General features: G+C 58.2%; 15 protein-coding genes. 5 read left to right on the forward strand and 10 right to left on the reverse strand.

All coding sequences use genetic code 11. From position 1 onward, the window contains the following. Positions 1-163: 163 nt before the first annotated feature. The 10 genes from A7P95_RS01555 to mltA form a co-directional block, all read right to left on the reverse strand. Positions 164-604 (reverse strand): DNA polymerase III subunit chi, encoded by a 441-nt coding sequence (locus tag A7P95_RS01555; protein WP_067590082.1) that lies wholly within the window; start codon positions 602-604, stop codon positions 164-166. Positions 605-733: 129 nt separating this feature from the next. Next, positions 734-1,684, reverse strand: a complete 951-nt coding sequence (gene trxB, locus A7P95_RS01560) for a thioredoxin-disulfide reductase (protein ID WP_067590085.1) — start codon at positions 1,682-1,684, stop codon at positions 734-736. A 158-nt stretch (positions 1,685-1,842) separates the two neighbouring features. Further along, the gene (recN, locus tag A7P95_RS01565; protein ID WP_067590088.1) at positions 1,843-3,510 is read right to left on the reverse strand and encodes a DNA repair protein RecN; all 1,668 of its coding nucleotides are present in this window, start codon (positions 3,508-3,510) and stop codon (positions 1,843-1,845) included. A gap of 214 nt (positions 3,511-3,724) precedes the next feature. Next, entirely contained in the window at positions 3,725-4,930 is a 1,206-nt protein-coding gene (gene ftsY / locus A7P95_RS01570) for a signal recognition particle-docking protein FtsY (RefSeq protein WP_425387461.1), read from the reverse strand. Positions 4,931-5,000: 70 nt separating this feature from the next. Further along, entirely contained in the window at positions 5,001-5,369 is a 369-nt protein-coding gene (locus tag A7P95_RS01575; RefSeq protein ID WP_067590094.1) for a roadblock/LC7 domain-containing protein, read from the reverse strand. A 23-nt stretch (positions 5,370-5,392) separates the two neighbouring features. Next, complete coding sequence (locus A7P95_RS01580) at positions 5,393-6,052, reverse strand: roadblock/LC7 domain-containing protein (RefSeq protein ID WP_067590097.1); 660 nt, start codon at positions 6,050-6,052, stop codon at positions 5,393-5,395. A 2-nt stretch (positions 6,053-6,054) separates the two neighbouring features. Then, the gene (locus tag A7P95_RS01585; RefSeq protein ID WP_067590100.1) at positions 6,055-6,591 is read right to left on the reverse strand and encodes a GTP-binding protein; all 537 of its coding nucleotides are present in this window, start codon (positions 6,589-6,591) and stop codon (positions 6,055-6,057) included. Between the two features lie 11 nt (positions 6,592-6,602). Then, positions 6,603-7,724 carry a hypothetical protein gene (locus A7P95_RS01590; RefSeq protein WP_067590103.1) on the reverse strand — a complete coding sequence of 374 codons (1,122 nt, stop codon included), beginning with the start codon at positions 7,722-7,724 and terminating at the stop codon, positions 6,603-6,605. A 3-nt stretch (positions 7,725-7,727) separates the two neighbouring features. Then, positions 7,728-9,233 carry a hypothetical protein gene (locus A7P95_RS01595; RefSeq protein ID WP_067590106.1) on the reverse strand — a complete coding sequence of 502 codons (1,506 nt, stop codon included), beginning with the start codon at positions 9,231-9,233 and terminating at the stop codon, positions 7,728-7,730. Between the two features lie 235 nt (positions 9,234-9,468). Further along, positions 9,469-10,761 (reverse strand): murein transglycosylase A, encoded by a 1,293-nt coding sequence (mltA, locus tag A7P95_RS01600; protein ID WP_067590109.1) that lies wholly within the window; start codon positions 10,759-10,761, stop codon positions 9,469-9,471. Between the two features lie 262 nt (positions 10,762-11,023). Here mltA and mutS point away from each other — a divergent pair, with 262 nt between their 5' ends. The 5 genes from mutS (at position 11,024) to A7P95_RS01625 (ending at position 16,903) form a co-directional block, all read left to right on the forward strand. Next, positions 11,024-13,621, forward strand: a complete 2,598-nt coding sequence (gene mutS / locus A7P95_RS01605; protein WP_067590365.1) for a DNA mismatch repair protein MutS — start codon at positions 11,024-11,026, stop codon at positions 13,619-13,621. Positions 13,622-13,859: 238 nt separating this feature from the next. Continuing rightward, entirely contained in the window at positions 13,860-14,333 is a 474-nt protein-coding gene (locus tag A7P95_RS01610; RefSeq protein ID WP_067590112.1) for a hypothetical protein, read from the forward strand. 175 nt (positions 14,334-14,508) lie between these two features. Beyond that, complete coding sequence (locus tag A7P95_RS01615) at positions 14,509-15,666, forward strand: alpha-hydroxy acid oxidase (RefSeq protein ID WP_067590116.1); 1,158 nt, start codon at positions 14,509-14,511, stop codon at positions 15,664-15,666. Between the two features lie 95 nt (positions 15,667-15,761). Beyond that, positions 15,762-16,193 (forward strand): hypothetical protein, encoded by a 432-nt coding sequence (locus A7P95_RS01620; protein WP_067590119.1) that lies wholly within the window; start codon positions 15,762-15,764, stop codon positions 16,191-16,193. A gap of 149 nt (positions 16,194-16,342) precedes the next feature. Further along, positions 16,343-16,903, forward strand: a complete 561-nt coding sequence (locus A7P95_RS01625; RefSeq protein ID WP_067590122.1) for a hypoxanthine-guanine phosphoribosyltransferase — start codon at positions 16,343-16,345, stop codon at positions 16,901-16,903. Positions 16,904-17,234: the final 331 nt, after the last annotated feature.

Genomic DNA, 17,234 nt, shown 5'->3' on the forward strand with positions numbered 1-17,234 from the left:
ACCTGAAAACCCGCGGCAGCGGTTGAAAGAAAAGCGGCATTTTAGCCGAAAACGCGCTGTTTTTAAACGGTGGCGGGCAAGGCTGCCGGCTGTTATTGTACCAAGCGGATTTTTGTTTCCTAAGCGGCAGGCTTAAGTGTGGAAACCAGACACGGCCAACAGCCTAGGCTTTGCCCTGCATTTTGTGGTATTCAAGCTGAAAGCCGCTTTGGCGGTAGGCGCTGAAACGTTGGCGCGCGGCGGCCAGCTGCGGCTCGCTGGCGCCCACAATTTCCAAAATGCGCGCGGGCACTTGCGGCGCTTGGCTCCAAAACGCTGCCGACAAATTGAGCACCACCCAATCGGCAGCGATAGCTGGCAGCTCGTCGCCGTCGGACAGCAGCACGGCCGGCTCGGGCGGCACGGGCGTATCGGGCAGCCAGATTTCGTGAGGCAGGAAACTTTCCGGCTCAAACGACCACAGCAGCTTGTCCAGCGCCTCAGTCTGCGCCGCGCTGCCCGACCACACCAGCACCCGGCAGCCGGCTTCGACGGCGCGTTTGCTCAGGCGGCAGGCGAATTGCTCCAAATCGGCAACGTGGGTGTAGAAAGTAACGGTGGGCATGAGGCTACCTGAAAATTGGCGCGGAATAATGGAAATGCGTGAAACGGGTTGAGTTGCCCTGCTGTCGGATAACAGGCTACCTGAAAACCAAAATGCTTTTTCAGGTAGCCTGCTTGGCGGCTTGGCGGTTTACAGGCCTTGGCGGTCGAGCCAGCGTTCGGCGTCGAGCGCGGCTTGGCAGCCGGAGGCGGCGCTGGTGATGGCTTGGCGGTAGGTGTGGTCTTTCACGTCGCCGGCGGCCCAGATGCCTTCGATGTTGGTGGCACCCACGTTGTCGCCGCTGCCGCCTTTGGTTTTCAGGTAGCCTGCGGCGTCCATGTCGAGCTGGCCTTGGAAAATATCGGTGTTCGGCTTGTGGCCGATGGCGATGAACACGCCGTGCACGGCGATGTCTTCGCTGCTGCCGTCTGCGTGTTTCAGGCGGGCACCGCTCACGCCGTTGTCGTCGCCCAAAATTTCATCCAGCGTGCTGTTGAGCTTGAGGATGATTTTGCCCTCGGCCACGCGCTGCATGAGCTTGTCTACCATGATTTTTTCGGCACGGAAGCTGTCGCGGCGGTGGATGAGGGTAACGGTGTTGGCGATGTTGGCCAGATACAGCGCTTCTTCCACGGCAGTGTTGCCGCCGCCCACCACGGCGACATCTTGTTTTTTATAGAAAAAGCCGTCACAAGTGGCGCAGGCAGACACACCTTTTCCGGCAAACGCGGTTTCGCTGGGCAGGCCGAGGTATTTGGCGGAAGCGCCGGTGGCCACAATCATCGCGTCGCAGGTGTATTCGCCGGCGTCGCCAATGAGCTTGAACGGGCGTTGTTGCAGCTGGGCGGTGTGGATGTGGTCGAAGATGATTTCGGTGCCGAAGCGTTCGGCGTGCGCTAGGAAGCGTGCCATCAGCTCGGGGCCTTGCACGCCGTCGGCATCGGCCGGCCAGTTGTCCACTTCGGTGGTGGTCATGAGCTGGCCGCCCTGCTCCAGGCCGGTAATGATCACGGGCTTGAGGTTGGCGCGGGCGGCGTAAACGGCGGCGGTGTAGCCGGCGGGGCCGGAGCCGAGGATGATGAGTTTGCGGTGTTGGGACATGGTATTTTCTTTCAAAGGGAATGGCGGGTATTGTACCTGTATTTTTCTGCCGAAAACACCACCGGGCTGGCTAGGCTTTGGCGGCATTTGCTATTTTCAATCGGGCTTGGGTTGGATGGCATCCGCCTTTATTTACGGCAGGATGGCCTGCAGTATTTTCAGGTAGCCTCTGCGGCCAGCTGCAACATTTCGGCGGCGTGGCGGCGGGTGGTATCGGTGATGGTTTCGCCGCCGAGCATGCGGGCGATTTCTTCCACCCGCGCTGTGTTGTCCAGCTCACGGATGCTGCTCACGGTTTGCCCGTTGGCGCTGCGTTTGCTCACCTGCCAATGCTGCTCGCCGCAGGCGGCCACTTGCGGCAGGTGGGTAACCGCCAGCACCTGATGGCGCTGCCCCAGCGTGCGCAGTGCACGGCCCACGGTTTCGGCCACGCCGCCGCCGATGCCGCTGTCCACTTCGTCGAAAATCAGCGTGGGGATTTGCGTGTATTGGCTGGCGGTGACCTGCAAAGCCAGGCTGATGCGCGCCAACTCGCCGCCGGACGCCACTTTGTTTAGCGGGCGCAGCGGGCTGCCTTGGTTGGCGGCTACCTGAAACTGCACCTGCTCCAGCCCGTAGGACTGTGCTTCGTGCGGCAGCAGTTCGATGTGGAAACGCGCGCCCTGCATGGAAAGCTGCTGCATGTGGGCGGTGGTTTCCTCGGCCAGCTTGACGGCGGCCTGCCGGCGTTGCGCGGAAAGCGCCTGCGCGGGCTGCATATAGTTTGCTTCGGCCTGCCGCACCTGTTCTTGCAAGGCTTCGATGTCGGCGGCGGCTTCGGAGTCGGCCAGCGCCTGCTGCATTTGCGCCCACTTTTCCGGCAGCTCGGCCGGCTCGATGCGGTGGCGGCGGGCGGCCGACATCAAATCGGCCATGCGCTCTTCCTGCGCGGCGAGTTCGGCCGGGTCGATTTCGGCGCGGGAGGCCACGCTGTGCATCTGGCTGCTAATCTCGCCCAGCTCGGCCTCGATGCTGTCGAGCATTTCTAGGCTTTCGGCAAAACGTGGTTCGATGCCGGAAAGGCCTTCCAATTGGCGGCGGCAGCGGCCGGCCAGGCTGTGCAAGCCGTCGTCGCCGTCGATGCAGGCGGCCACTTCTTCGGCGGCCTGTAAAAGCTCGGCGGCATGCGCCAAACTATCGTAGCTTTGCGACAGCTGCTCCCATTCGCCTTCCAGCGGCGCCAGTTTTTCCATCTCGCCCACCTGCCAAGCCAGCCGTTCGCGTTCTTCCTGCAGTCGTTCGCTTTCCTGCTGCGCGGTTTCCAGCGCCTCGATGGCCTGCCGCCATTGCTGGTAGGCGGCTTTCACTTGCGCGGCCAAGGGTTGGCTGCCGGCAAAGGCATCGAGCAAATCGCGCTGCACAGCTTCGCTGTTGAGCGAATGGTGCGCGCTTTGGCCGTGGATATCCACCAGCCGGCTGCCGATTTGGCGCAGCTGGGCGAGCGTGGCGGCTTGGTTGTTGATGAAGCTGCGGCTGCGGCCTTTGGTGTCGATGATGCGGCGGATGGCCAATTCGCTGTCGTCTTCGCCCAGCAGGCCTTGCTGCTGCAATTCGGTGCGCAATTCGGGCAGGCCGAACACATCAAACAGGGCGGAGAGCTGCGCTTCGTTTTTGCCGTGGCGGATTCGGCTGTAGTCGGCTTTGCCGCCGAGCAGCAGGTTGAGCGCGTCGAGGGTGATGGATTTGCCGGCGCCGGTTTCGCCGGTGAGCACGGTGAAGCCGGTTTGGAAATCGAGATGGAGTTGCTCCACAATCACAAAATCGCGCAGGGATAGGGCAAGCAGCATGGCTGTTCTCAAAAACGTTAGACGATGGCGGATTATATAACAGGCTACCTGAAAAGTTTTCAGGTAGCCTTTGGGCTTGTTTGAATTAAGTGCAAATGGTTCAGGCGCTGCCGCGTGATTGGCAGGCTACCTGAAAATGGTGGCACGGAAGCGTGGGTTTCCGCCAAGCCAAAATATTTTTCAGGTAGCCTTTCTTTGCGAAACGGCGGAAGGCTTACAGCAAGGCATCCACAAATTCGCGGGCGTTGAACGGGCGCAAATCGTCGATACCCTCGCCCACGCCGATGAAGCGCACGGGCACCGGCCGACGGCTGGCCAAAGCCGCCAGCACGCCGCCTTTGGCCGTACCGTCGAGCTTGGTCACAATCAGGCCGGTGAGCCCCAGCGCGTCGTCGAACGCGATCACCTGGTTGATGGCGTTTTGGCCGATGTTGGCATCGAGCACCACCACGATTTCGTGCGGCGCATCGGGCATGGCCTTCTGCAACACACGTTTCACTTTCTTGATTTCTTCCATCAAATGCGTCTGCGTGGGCAGGCGGCCGGCGGTGTCGGCCAGCACGATGTCGATGCCGCGCGCTTTGGCAGCTTCCACCGCATCGAAGCAGACGGCGGCAGAATCGCCCGAAGCCTGGGCAATCACGGTAACGCCGTTGCGCTCGCCCCACTCGGCCAGCTGCTCGCGCGCGGCAGCGCGGAAGGTGTCGCCTGCCGCCAGCAGCACGGATTTGCCCTGCGCTTGGAAATATTTGGCCAGCTTGCCGATAGAGGTGGTTTTGCCCGCGCCGTTGATGCCGGCCAGCATCATCACAAACGGTTGTTTACCCTCCGGAATATTCAACGGCTGCTCCAGCGGCTTGATCAGCTCGTACACCGCCTCCTTCAGCGCGCCGCGCAATTCCTCGCCGTCTTTCAAGCCGCGCAGGCTGACGCGCTTGCGTACTTCCTCCATCAAATGCTCGGTGGCCTCGATGCCCATATCGCTGGTGAGCAACACGGTTTCGAGCTCTTCATACAGGTCTTCGTCTATCTTGCCGCCGCCAAACACGCCGGCCAGCGATTTGGCCATCTGCTGGCGCGATTTGCTCAAGCCCTGTTTCAAACGGGCAGCCCAGCCCAGCGCGGGCGGCTGATCATCTTGCTGCTCCGCATGGGCGGTGTTCTCAGCTTCAGGCTGTTTTGCGGCTGGCTCGGCCGCTTCTGCTGCCGGGATTTCCCCTGTTTCGGCTGGAGCGTTTTCCGGCACTTCGGGAGCAGGTTCATCGGTCACTACTGCATCTTCAGACACATCGGCAGCTTGAGGCGTGTCAAGCTCCGGCTGTTGTTCGGCAGGTTGCGTTTTCTGTTTTCTAAAAAATCCAAATACCATCTTGTCGGAAACTCCGTTAGCCGGCCGATTGGCAGCCCGGCAATGGAACAAAGGCTACCTGAAACAGATTGGCTGTATTTTCAGGTAGCCTGATGACTTTACTGCATCGTGCTGGATAGACTTAGCTGCTTTCCAAATCCACGATGTTGCGGGCGGCGCGGCGCGCATCCAGCAGGATCAAGCCCAGTTTGGCGCTTTCGCGGGCGGTTACCACCAAAACGGTGTCTTCGCCGGCCTGAATCAACAGGATGTAGCCATCGGTGCCTTTGACGATTACCTGCTCCAATTCGCCGCACAGCAGCTCTTTGGTGGTGCGGTTGCCCAAGGCCAGCAAGGCGGCAGACATGGCACCCACGCGGTCCGGGTCAATATTGGACTGGAGCATGGAGGCAATCGGCAGGCCGTCGCTGGAAATAACGGCGGAAGCGGTAATATCAACAGAAGAACTGTTTAAATCGCTCAGTACGGAAGAGACTAATTGTTGTTGCATATCGTGTTTTCCCAATAATTTAATCAGAATGTTTCAATTTGGTTGGCAGAATCAACAATTTGATACAAGGCACGCACTAAGGACACAAACTCGTCTTTGTGCAATTGCGGCACCCCGCCGGTAACCAGAATAAATTTCAAATCACCAATATACAGCGGGAAGAAGGTCAGCTCGCTTTGGCCGGACGGATCGCAAATGCCCACTGCGTTGTGGTAAATATTCAAATTGTTTTTAATCAACAGGCTGTGCTGCTCATACAGGCGTACCGCTTCGCTGGCCAATACGGCGATTTCTTCCGCTGCCTCATGGTTGAAGCCTGAGCTGGAAAAATAGAAACCGTCCTGATCCACCAGCAGGGCTTTCTGTACATCGGAAAGGTGCATCAGGATATTAGGCAAACCGGTACCGCTCAGCAAATCGGTTTTCTTATCCGGCTCGTCTTCGCCATACAGAAATTCCAAGCGCTGCATCCGATACAGCAGGTTCAATGCGGCATCAATGTCGTTGGTTTGCGCCCAACGCAACACGTTCTCCCGGCTAACCGTTTCTTTCTCGCCGGCCTGCAAAATACCGCCCAGCAAGGTGCGGCTGGCACTTTGTCCCTTATTAGACACCGCATAGTAAGCGCCGGCCGGCGTTACTCGCGGATACAGATTAGGCTGCAAAAGTAGTGTTGAATCCATTTTTATACCTCTAAACCGGGATCAATTGAATACAGCATCGCAGTAACCAGCTGTTTGACATCATTTTCGTTGCGGGCATCCACCTCAAACACCGGCACGTTCATGCCGTATTGCAACAGGTATTTCTGATACACCTCGATACCGGGCGTGGCTTTCAAATCCATCTTGGTTACGCCCACCACTACCGGTGCGGTCTTGAGCAAATCACTGAACGAATCCAAGAAGAATTTCAAATCCTTCAAAGGATTGGAGCGCGTATTATCCAACAGCAACACCAAACCCATACTGCCTTGGCTCAAAATATCCCACATAAAGTCAAAACGTTCTTGACCCGGCGTGCCATACAGATGCACTTTGGTATGTTCATCCAAATGAATCACGCCATAATCCATCGCAACCGTGGTGTGGCTTTTCATGGAGGTGGTCATATCGGATGCACGGGCATCAGTTTTAATGGGCGGGTCGTCTGATAGTGCGGCAATAGCAGTGGTTTTCCCCACTCCGACAGGGCCTGTAAAAATAATCTTATTTTCTGCCATGTTATATTCCTTTATCGGCCAATAATTTTATTCATCAAACGTTGCAGCAATCCACGCTGCCTTGGCTCATGCTCATCCGAATCGTCGTGCTGTCTAACCTGCGCACTCTCCAGACGCTGTACGGCTTGCTGCGCAGTCTGCCTTGCCCGGCCTGCACCTGCTACCGATTGTTCTGCCTGATCGGCAGTTTCCACCACCAAATGGTCGGTAACATAAACGGCAGTCAGATAATCAGCCAAATCCCTGTTATCAATCAGCATCAGCTTGTGCAAAATCGGCAGGCTACCTGAAGCCTTGGTCAGGAAAGCCGACAAACGCATAGACTCGGCCAACGGCGCCAACCGAGTCAGATTGGGCCAGCTTTTTACTCTGAAAACTGTATTTTTATTGATAACTTTGGGGAAACGGCCGTTACCAGTCCAAATTGCCAGCTGCCACAAACAGGCACTGATGGAAAGTTTGGCTTTGGCCTTGAGATGCTCTTCTGTAACCACCCGGGTCTGCAAATCTACAAACTTCTGTTCACACAGAGATTTGAGCGTTTCCGAGTCAGTTGCCAGCAGAACTTTTTGAATAGACGGGAATACCAATAATACCGGTTTCCCGTTATGCATGACTGCGACATCCGCTTCCTGTTTCGCCGCCCTCCGGACTTCGCCGAGCAGCCCTTCATCTTCATCGAAATGCTCTAGGGAAACGACCGCAGTCTGAGATTGTTGCGGCGCATGTACTTTTTCCACCTCATGCTTAACCTGCTTAGAGGCAGGTCCAGGCCTGCTGCCACTAACAACCCAAATACCATTGCCTTGCTGAAGGTTTTTCAGGCTTAAAAACAAGGTATCGAATTTAATCGGCTTGGCCAAATAAGGAGCGGTAACCGACGGTGGGGAGCTGGAAAAATACACCACCTTTGCATCAGGAAATTGGCTTTTTGCATCTTTCCAAATCTGCACATCGGTGTCTGCATCAGCCAGCACCATATCCGGCTGAATACCCTGCTCTACCGTAACCAATTCATAATTAGTGATACCGTGCATTTTAAAGGCCATGCGGAACATCGCATATTGGCGCTCATCCATGCCCAGCAGCATAATATGGACTGTTTTCACTTGGGGGATTGCGTTATTAGTCATTTATTATGTCCGAACAGAACCGTAGTTGATTTTTTGCAGCAGCTGGCTCATAGCCAACACCACTTCCTCTGGCGGATGCTGAATATTGGCACGTATTTTATGCAACACCTGCTCCAAGCGCTCCCATTCTTCCGCTCGTTCGCAAATATCGAATAGCGTGATATACAGCTGCGACTCGCTGGGATATTCCAAAATGGATTCTTCCAGCAAATTCATCGCTTCATCAAGCTGGCCATACATCAGCAAAGATTCGACATCGCGTAATACTTTTTCCGCAGGCGTTTGTTTAATGCTCACATCATCAGTACGCGTTCTGATTAACGGCTTGCGGTGTGCTTTTTGGGTGCTGCTACCCCGCTCGAGGAAGCCGTAGGCAATCCCCATATCTCTCAACTGCGCTTCATTCGGATTGGCTTCCAACTGGGTAAAGATAGGATGTTCACCCAAATTTAAGCCCCAACCCAGCATTCTTTCCTTAACTTGGCGGCCATATTGACCAAGCGTGTAATACAACTGCCACAGATGCTGAGCAAAACGATCGATATTCCGATTCTTATAATCCAAACTCAGCGCATCGATAATCAAGGCAGCTGGCTTATTAGCCTGACGGATAGCTTTATTTGCATAGCTAACCGCAGCATCATAAGCCAAACGGTCCTTCATTAGACGGTAACCGGATTCAGGCTGCATAAAGCCCATCAAAGCAGCTTTTTCCTCATCATGCACTAAAATAGCGCCGGCATATTTGGAATTGGTAACCAATTCTTTGCGGGTTTTGGCAACAGACAGCTCTGCAACTTCCTGCTCTGCACCAGCATCAGCCGGCGCAACAGTACGACGGCTTTTCTGTTTAGCTTGAGCCGGCGCATCCAAACCGGTGCGCTCGCCGATCTCTGCCGAAGTCTGTTGCACACCCCAGCCCAACACCTCTTCTGCCAACACACGCAGATTGAGGTTGTTTTTATCAATCGCCAAGCCTTGCTTGATATAGTCTTCAACTTGGGCTTTGGTTAGTACGCTGCCGAATTGGCGCAGCGTTTCCGCCAATTCATCAGGCTTTTTCGCATCCAGCCAAAGCTGCACCAGCTCATTAACCAAGGTGCTGCGCATGCCTTCGCTGATTGATGTCGAGCTGGAAGTCAGGTATTGCGACAAAGATTCGGCTGCTTTTTCGTGATAACCGAACTGCTTATACACTTTATATTCGGTCAGCGCGTCCACTTCCCGAGATACAGTAGCGGCTTCTTCCACTTCCACATCCGGCACAGCTTCCCAGCCCCAGTCTTCGCCCACAGTCACATCCGGCTCAGACTCCACCGCTGCGGCTTGGCGCTCGGCGACAGGGGCCGCACGTTTGGCAGCAGCAGCTTTAGCCGGTGACCGCTTGCCTTTACCACGGCCTTTTTTCTCAGCCTCGGCACTAGCCTGCGCCTGTTGCTTCTGGCGGCGCTGGACAAAAATCAAGCCGGCCAACACCACCAATAGCGGAATCAGAATCATCAGATCCATTTATCCCACCCTCCCTAAACATAATTGAATGAAAATATTCATCCTTCTTCTCTTTGCGTCTTTCCAATTTCTAAACACAAATGTTGAAATTTAGCCTAAAGTATATATTAATTTACACGTTTACTTCAAACGGATTCATCAAGCTATACGCTTTTAGGCAGGATACCCGGCCAGATTGCACCTTTTTCGCCATCAGGCAGCCGGATATTTCAGTCCGTTTCAACTTTAATCACCATTATGGCAGCACTCCATTCGGCAGCAGCTGCCACACATAACCGGTCTGCTTCATGCGCCCGGCCACCCTGCCGGCTTCGTCGCCGTAACCCCAGAAAAAATCTACCCGCACTGCGCCGTTGATGGCGCTGCCGGTGTCTTGCGCCATCATTAAGCGGTTGAGCGCACGGCCGGTTTCCGGATGGGCGGTCGCCAAGAACATCGGTGCGCCCAAAGTGATGAAGCGCTTGTCCACCGCGCCGGAATAGCCGCCGGTGAGCGGCACGCCGAGCGAGCCGATCGGCCCGTCGTTGCTGTCGGGCAGTTGGCGGAAAAACACATAACTGGGGTTTTTCCCCAACACTTCGGCCAATTTATCGGGATAGGCACGCAGCCAATCACGGATTTTCGGCATGCTGGTTTGCGCCAGCGGCAGATAGCCTTTATCGGCCATATAGCGACCAATCGACACATACGGATGGTCGTTTTTATCGGCAAAACCCAAGCGAATAAAGCGCCCGTCCGGTGTACGTAGCCGGCCGGAGCCTTGGATATGCAGGAAGAACAGTTCAACCGGATCGTTGGCATAAGCCAACACCGGAGCCTTGCTATTTAAAGCGCCGGCATTGATTTCGGCACGGGTATGGTACGGCACGAGGCGGCTACCTGAAATTCTACCTTTCAAGGTGCAGCTTTTCTCGCGGCCGGGGAAATCGGCCAAATTGGCCGTGTATTCGCCGTTGGCGGCAATCTGTCCGCTATTGGGGCCGGTGAGTCGGATGCGCACCGTGCCCGATTGCGGCGCGCCCACCAGCGGCACGCTTACCAAATCCGCCGGCACGCCGTAAATCGGGAAACGTGCCTGCGCCGTCTGCTGCGCACTGCCTTGCAGCACCGGCTCGTAGTAGCCGGTAATCGTGCCACCCAGCTGGCCGTTGTGGCTCACTTCCCAGGGCGTGAAATAAGTTTCGAAAAACTGCCGGGCTGCGTGGCGGCCGGTGGCATTGGCCTGCGTGCACACATTCTGCCACTGCGGCCGGTTTTTCAGCGACAAACAACTTTTGCGGAACGCCTCCAAGCCAGCGCCGAAATCCTGCTGCGCCCACTGCGGCAAAGCGGCAAACGACACCGCCTTATACCCCGCGGGGCTACCTGAAACCCGATGCTGATACCCTTCCGCATAACGCTGCCCCGGCGGCAAAGCCGAAACCGCGCCGCCGCCGGACGGTTTGTGCGGGTGGAAAAAACAGCCGCCCAGCAGCAATGCCGGCAAAACCAGCCAGCCCTTGCGAAGAGAAAGAAATTTTCCTGCCATCTCGTTTATCTTCCCATAATCGTGAATTTATACCGCTGAAAGAAATTGACAAATAATATTGCCCGCTGCCGCCGTGCCGGCTGCCGTTTCCGGCACATCCCTGCCCAAACTGCCCCTTTACGGCGGCTGCAGGCGCAAACGGGCAGGATTTAACCACCCGCCCCAGCCGCCGGGCAAATCATTTTACAAGCACAAACATTTCGCCCGCTGCCGCATCGGCTACAATACCGTCTTTCGCATTTCCATTTTTCAGGTAGCCTTCATGAGCCGCAAAAGCGCCGTTTCACCCATGATGCAGCAATATCTCGACATCAAAGCGCAGCACGCCGACAAACTGCTGTTCTACCGCATGGGCGACTTCTACGAACTCTTCTTCACCGACGCCGAAGAAGCCGCCCGCCTGCTCGACATCACGCTCACCACCCGCGGCCAACTCAACGGCGAGCCCGTGAAAATGGCCGGCGTGCCGCACCACGCCGCCGAGCAATACCTGGCCAAACTGGTGAAACTCGGCCGCAGCGTGGCCATTTGCGAGCAAGTGGGCGAAGTGGGCGCCGGCAAAGGCCCCGTGGCGCGCGAAGTGGTGCGCATCGTCACCCCCGGCACCCTCACCGACGCCGCCCTTCTCGAAGACAAAGAAACCAACCGCATCGCCGCCGTAGCTTGGAGCGGCAAAGCCAAACAGCCCGTCGGCCTTGCCTGGGCTTCACTGCAAAGCGGCGAATTCAAAGCCAAAATCATCCCCCCCGCCCAGCTGGCCGACGAGCTCGCCCGCCTGCAAGCCGCCGAAGTCTTGCTGCCCGACCAAGCCGCCGCCCAACTGAGGCTACCTGAAAACTGCCAGCCCACCCGCCTGCACGACTGGCAATTCGCCCCCGACAGCGCCTACACCCTGCTCACCGATTACTTCGGCAGCCAAGACCTGCTCGGCTTCGGCCTCCAAGCCGGCGAACACGACCCTGCCATCGGCGCCGCCGGCGCCCTGCTCAACTACATCCGCCACACCCAATCCCGCCTGCCCCGCCACCTCGACAACCTCAGCCTCGAAACCGAGCAGCAGCACATCGGCATGGACGCCGCCACCCGCCGCAACCTCGAAATCACCGCCACCCTGGGCGGCAAAAAAGAACCCACCCTCTTCTCCACCCTCGATTGCTGCGCCAGTAACATGGGCAGCCGCCTGCTTGCCCAATGGCTGCACAACCCCCTGCGCAACCGCGAACACATCCGCGCCCGCCAAGAAGCAGTAGCCGCTCTGCAAACCGACTACCCCGCCCTGCAAGGCTACCTGAAAAACATCGCCGACATCGAACGCATCGCCGCCCGCATCGCCGTCGGCTCCGCCCGCCCCCGCGACCTCGCCGGCCTGCGCGACAGTCTGTTCACCCTCGCCCAGCTCAGGCTACCTGAAAGCAGTCTGCTCAACACCCTAACCGACATCTTCCCCCAAGGCGCCGCCATCGCCGAGCGCCTGCAAGCAGCCATCCTGCCCGAGCCCGCCGTATGGCTGCGCGACGGCGGCGTGATCAACCACGGCTTCTCCCCCGAACTCGACGAACTGCGCCGCATCCAACACCACGGCAGCGACTTCCTGCTCGAACTCGAAACCCGCGAACGCGAGCGCACCGGCCTCTCCACCCTCAAAGTCGAATACAACCGCGTGCACGGCTTCTACATCGAGCTCTCCAAAATCCAAGCCGCCGACGCCCCCGCCGACTACCAACGCCGCCAAACCCTGAAAAACGCTGAACGCTTCATCACCCCCGAGCTCAAAACCTTCGAAGACAAAGTGCTCAACGCCCAAGAGCGTGCCCTCTCCCTCGAAAAACGCCTCTACGACACCCTGTTGCAAGAGTTGCAACAGCAGCTGCCCCTCCTCCAGCGCAGCGCCAAAGCCGCCGCCGCGCTCGACGTACTCTGCTGCTTTGCCCTCTTTGCCGCCGAACACGGCTACCGCGCCCCTCAGTTCACCGACTACCCCGGCATCGAAATCGACAACGGCCGCCACCCCGTGGTCGAACGCCAAGTGTCGCATTTCACCCCCAACCACACCCGCCTCGACCACAAACACCGCCTCATGCTGCTCACCGGCCCCAATATGGGCGGCAAATCCACCTACATGCGCCAGGTTGCCCACATCGTATTGCTCGCCCACACCGGCAGTTTCGTGCCCGCCGAAGCCGCCCGCATCGGCCCCATCGACCAAATCTTCACCCGCATCGGTGCCTCCGACGACCTCGCCGCCAACCGCTCCACCTTCATGGTAGAAATGAGTGAAACCGCCTACATCCTGCGCCACGCCACCGAGCAATCCCTCGTGCTCATGGACGAAATCGGCCGCGGCACCTCCACCTTCGACGGCCTCGCGCTGGCCCAAGCCGTGGCCGAACATCTTATCCAGAAAAACCGCTCCTTCAGCCTCTTCGCCACCCACTATTTCGAGCTCACCCGCCTGCCCGAGCAGCACGGTGCCGCCGTTAATATGCACCTCTCCGCCCTCGAAGAAGGCCGCGACATCGTCTTCCTGCACCACATCGAGCCCGGCCCCGCCGCCAAAAGCTACGGCATCGCCGTGGCCAAACTCGCCGGCCTGCCCGCCCCCGCCCTCAAAGCCGCGCAGAAACACCTCGAAGAGCTCGAAGCCCAAGCCGCTGCCCGCCGCCCGCAGATGGACATGTTCAGCCTGCCCGAAGATACCGAGCCCCAACACCAGCCCGCCGAGCCCGAACCCAGCCCCACAACCCACCCCCTGTTGCAAAAAATCGCCGCTCTACACCCCGACGAGCTCACCCCCCGCCAAGCCCTTGACCTGCTCTACCAACTGCAACAACAAGCCACCGCCGCGCAAGAGGCTAGCTGAAAACCCAGGCCCAACATGGCAAACAACAAGCTGCAAACAGCCGCACCATTTTTTCAGGTAGCCCACCAAAAAAGGCTACCTGAAAATCAAAACAGACCACCGCCCCAACAGGCTACCTAAAAACACCGCTATTCAAACCGTAAAAATTTGTCTATTTCCCGTAAACCAGCGATAATATAGCCGTGTGTAAAGCACGAAAGCCTCAACCCAGTTTTGTTTAACCATAAAGGACTTCCTCATGAAACAACGCTTACTTGCTCTTGCCCTCATTTCCGTATTGGCAGCCTGCGGCGGCCAGAACAACGGCTCCGCACCCGCCGCCTCCGCACCTGCCCAGCCGGCCGAAGCCAGCGCCGCCGTTTCACAGCCTGCCGCTCCGGCTGCTGCTGCCGACCTGGATCCGATCCTGGCCGAACCCCAAGTGGGCGACCTCTACGCCGCCAAACTCAGCGACTTCTCCGCAGCCGACTTCGGCGACAACAAAACAGTGTCCTACGGCTTGATGAAAGTGGTGCAAGTACAACCCGACCGTATCATCGTCATCACCGAAGATGCTGCTTGGGAAAACCCGCGCGGTGCCAGAAACGACCTGAACGGCGACCTGGCCGACATCTCTTGGGACGAATCCGAGCAGATCCCGATCAAACGTGCCGACTTGGCCAAACTGGTGGCTGACGGCAGCATCCTCGAAACCCGCCGCCTCGATAAATAATCCGGCAGCATCCTGAATAAAGGCTACCTGAAAACCCCATACTCGGTTTTCAGGTAGCCTTTTCATTCACACCATCCGCCAACCCCATCCCGCATTAGCGTTATAATGCACCATTCCCGCCACACATCAGCGGCGGCTTTACCCCACACCAAACCAACAAGATAAAGGCATCCCCATGACCCCCAACCTCAGCAAAATCACCTGCATCGCCGACCTGCAACGGGTAGCCCGCCGCAAAGTGCCCAAAATGTTCTACGACTACGCCGACACCGGCTCCTGGACCGAATCCACCTACCGCGCCAACGAAGCCGATTTCCAATCCATCCTCTTCCGCCAAAAAGTGCTGGTAGACATGGAAAACCGCAGCCTCGCCACCCAAATGATCGGGCAAGACGTGAAAATGCCGCTCGCCCTCGCCCCCGTCGGCCTCACCGGCATGCAGCACGCCGACGGCGAAATCCTCGCCGCCCGCGCCGCCGCCAAATTCGGCGTGCCCTACACCCTCTCAACCATGAGCATCTGCTCCATCGAAGACGTGGCCGCCAACAGCCCTGCTCCCTTCTGGTTTCAGCTTTATGTGATGCGCGACCGCGAATTCATGAGCGACCTCATCCGCCGCGCCAAAGCCGCCCAATGCTCCGCCCTCGTGCTCACCGCCGATTTGCAAGTGCTCGGCCAGCGCCACAAAGACATCAAAAACGGCCTCTCCACCCCGCCCAAGCCCACCCTGCTCAACCTGCTCAACCTCGCCACCAAACCCGAATGGGGCCTAGGCATGCTCAACACCAACCGCCGCGGCTTCGGCAACATTGAAGGCCACGTGAAAGGCGTGAGCGACATGAGCTCCCTCTCCGCCTGGACGGCCGAGCAATTCGATCCGAGCCTGAGCTGGAGCGACGTGGCCCGCATCAAAGACGAATGGGGCGGCAAGCTCATCATCAAAGGCATCATGCTGCCCGAAGACGCCGAAGCCGCCGTGCAAAGCGGCGCCGACGCCATTGTCGTATCCAACCACGGCGGCCGCCAGCTCGACGGCGCCCCCTCCTCCATCCGCGCCCTGCCCGACGTGGTATCCGCCGTCGGTTCAAACATCGAAGTGTGGATGGACGGCGGCATCCGCAGCGGGCAAGACATCCTGCGCGCCTGGGCGCTGGGCGCGCGCGGCGTGCTCATCGGCCGCCCCTACATCTACGGCCTCGGCGCCTACGGCGAAGCCGGCGTAACCCGCGCGCTGGAAATCCTCTACAACGAAATGGACATCACCATGGCCTTCACCGGCCACCGCAACATCCACGACGTTACCTGTGATATTTTGGTGCAAGGCACATACTGATTCAGCCTGCCATACACTATAATGCAGGCTACCTGAAACAGTACGGCCACGCCGCCCGTTTTCAGGTAGCCTGCTCACTCATCTGGAAACCCACCATGAAACCCCGAACCCTGCTGCTCAGCCTCCTCATCGCCGCCCCTTTCGCCGCCGCCGGCAACCTCGAGTGCAATCCCGAGCCGGTCAAGCAAGGCGTGCCCACCGTATACCGCTGCGTGTATCACAACGGCAGCCTCGCCCAAGCCTATGCCGCCCTACGCACCAACCAAAACGAAACCCGTGCCCTGATGCTCGACCACCCCAGCCTGCCGCATACCCTGCCCGCCCGCAGCTTTACCCGCCGCGTACAGCTCCGCGACCACAACGGCAGCGACAATTATCCGGCCGAAATCAGCCTGCGCCGCCAAGGGCAAAACCGCGTGCTGGTCAAATATTCCGACCAAGCCGAAGTCACCCCCTACAGCCGCGGCACCCTGTTCCGGCGCCAAGGCCGCAACGTAGAGATCACCATCACCGAAATTGCGCCCTAACTCCCGAAGCCCGCTACCGCCTTCGGGCGGCGGGGCAGCCATCCTGCCCGGCCTCATTATGGTTTTAGCTTCGCAGAAACTCACGTTGCTCGTTTTAACTGAGTTGAAGCTGCGCTTTCAGGTAGCCTTTATCCGCCCAAGGACTCCCCATGACCATCAAAGAAAGATTCTGGCAAGCCAGCACCATGCTGGAAGAAGCCGACCTGCTGTTCGACGAAGCCGCCTGCCGCGCCGCCCTCGAACGCATGGCCGAAGAAATCACCGCCGACCTCGGCGAGCAATACCCCCTGCTGCTGCCCGTGATGGGCGGCGCTGTCGTGTTCACCGGCCAGCTGCTGCCCCTGTTGCGCTTCCCGCTCGATTTCGACTACGTGCACGTTTCCCGCTACGGCAGCGAGCTCAGCGGCAGCGCCGAATTCAACTGGCTGCGCGCCCCGCAAAACAGCGTGGAAGGCCGCCACGTGCTCGTGCTCGACGACATCTTGGACGAAGGCCACACCATGGCCGCCATCCACCGCCAAGTGATGGATATGGGCGCCGCCTCCTGCCGCACTGCCGTGTTTGCCAACAAAGCCATCAACCGCCCCAAACCAATTACCGCCGACTACGTGGGCATCCACGTGCCCGACCGCTACGTGTTCGGCTACGGCATGGACGCCGCCGGCATGTGGCGCAACCTCGGCGCCATCTACGCCCTGGCCGACAAATAAAGCGCCCGCCTGCAAAGGCTACCTGAAAGCGCAGCTTCAACTCAGTTAAAACGAGCAACGCGAGTTTCTGCGAAGTTAAAAACCAGAGGCTACCTGAAAACCATCATCCCGATTTTCAGGTAGCCTCTGGTTTTTCAGGTAGCCTCAATAACAACATAACGAACCCCAACCTCTCGCCACACCGCCCCCATTATTTGACCTAGCTCACATCCGTCCCCGTTTCCCCGCCGAAAATCCCCCGCCTAAAGCCTTGTCCTCCCTTGTTAATAATGCAACAATGCGGCCTGCAATCAAACGGCGCAATCTGCCCGAGGGCGGCCATCCAGCCCGA

The sequence above is a fragment of the Eikenella longinqua genome (assembly GCF_001648355.1).
Taxonomy (GTDB): domain Bacteria; phylum Pseudomonadota; class Gammaproteobacteria; order Burkholderiales; family Neisseriaceae; genus Eikenella; species Eikenella longinqua.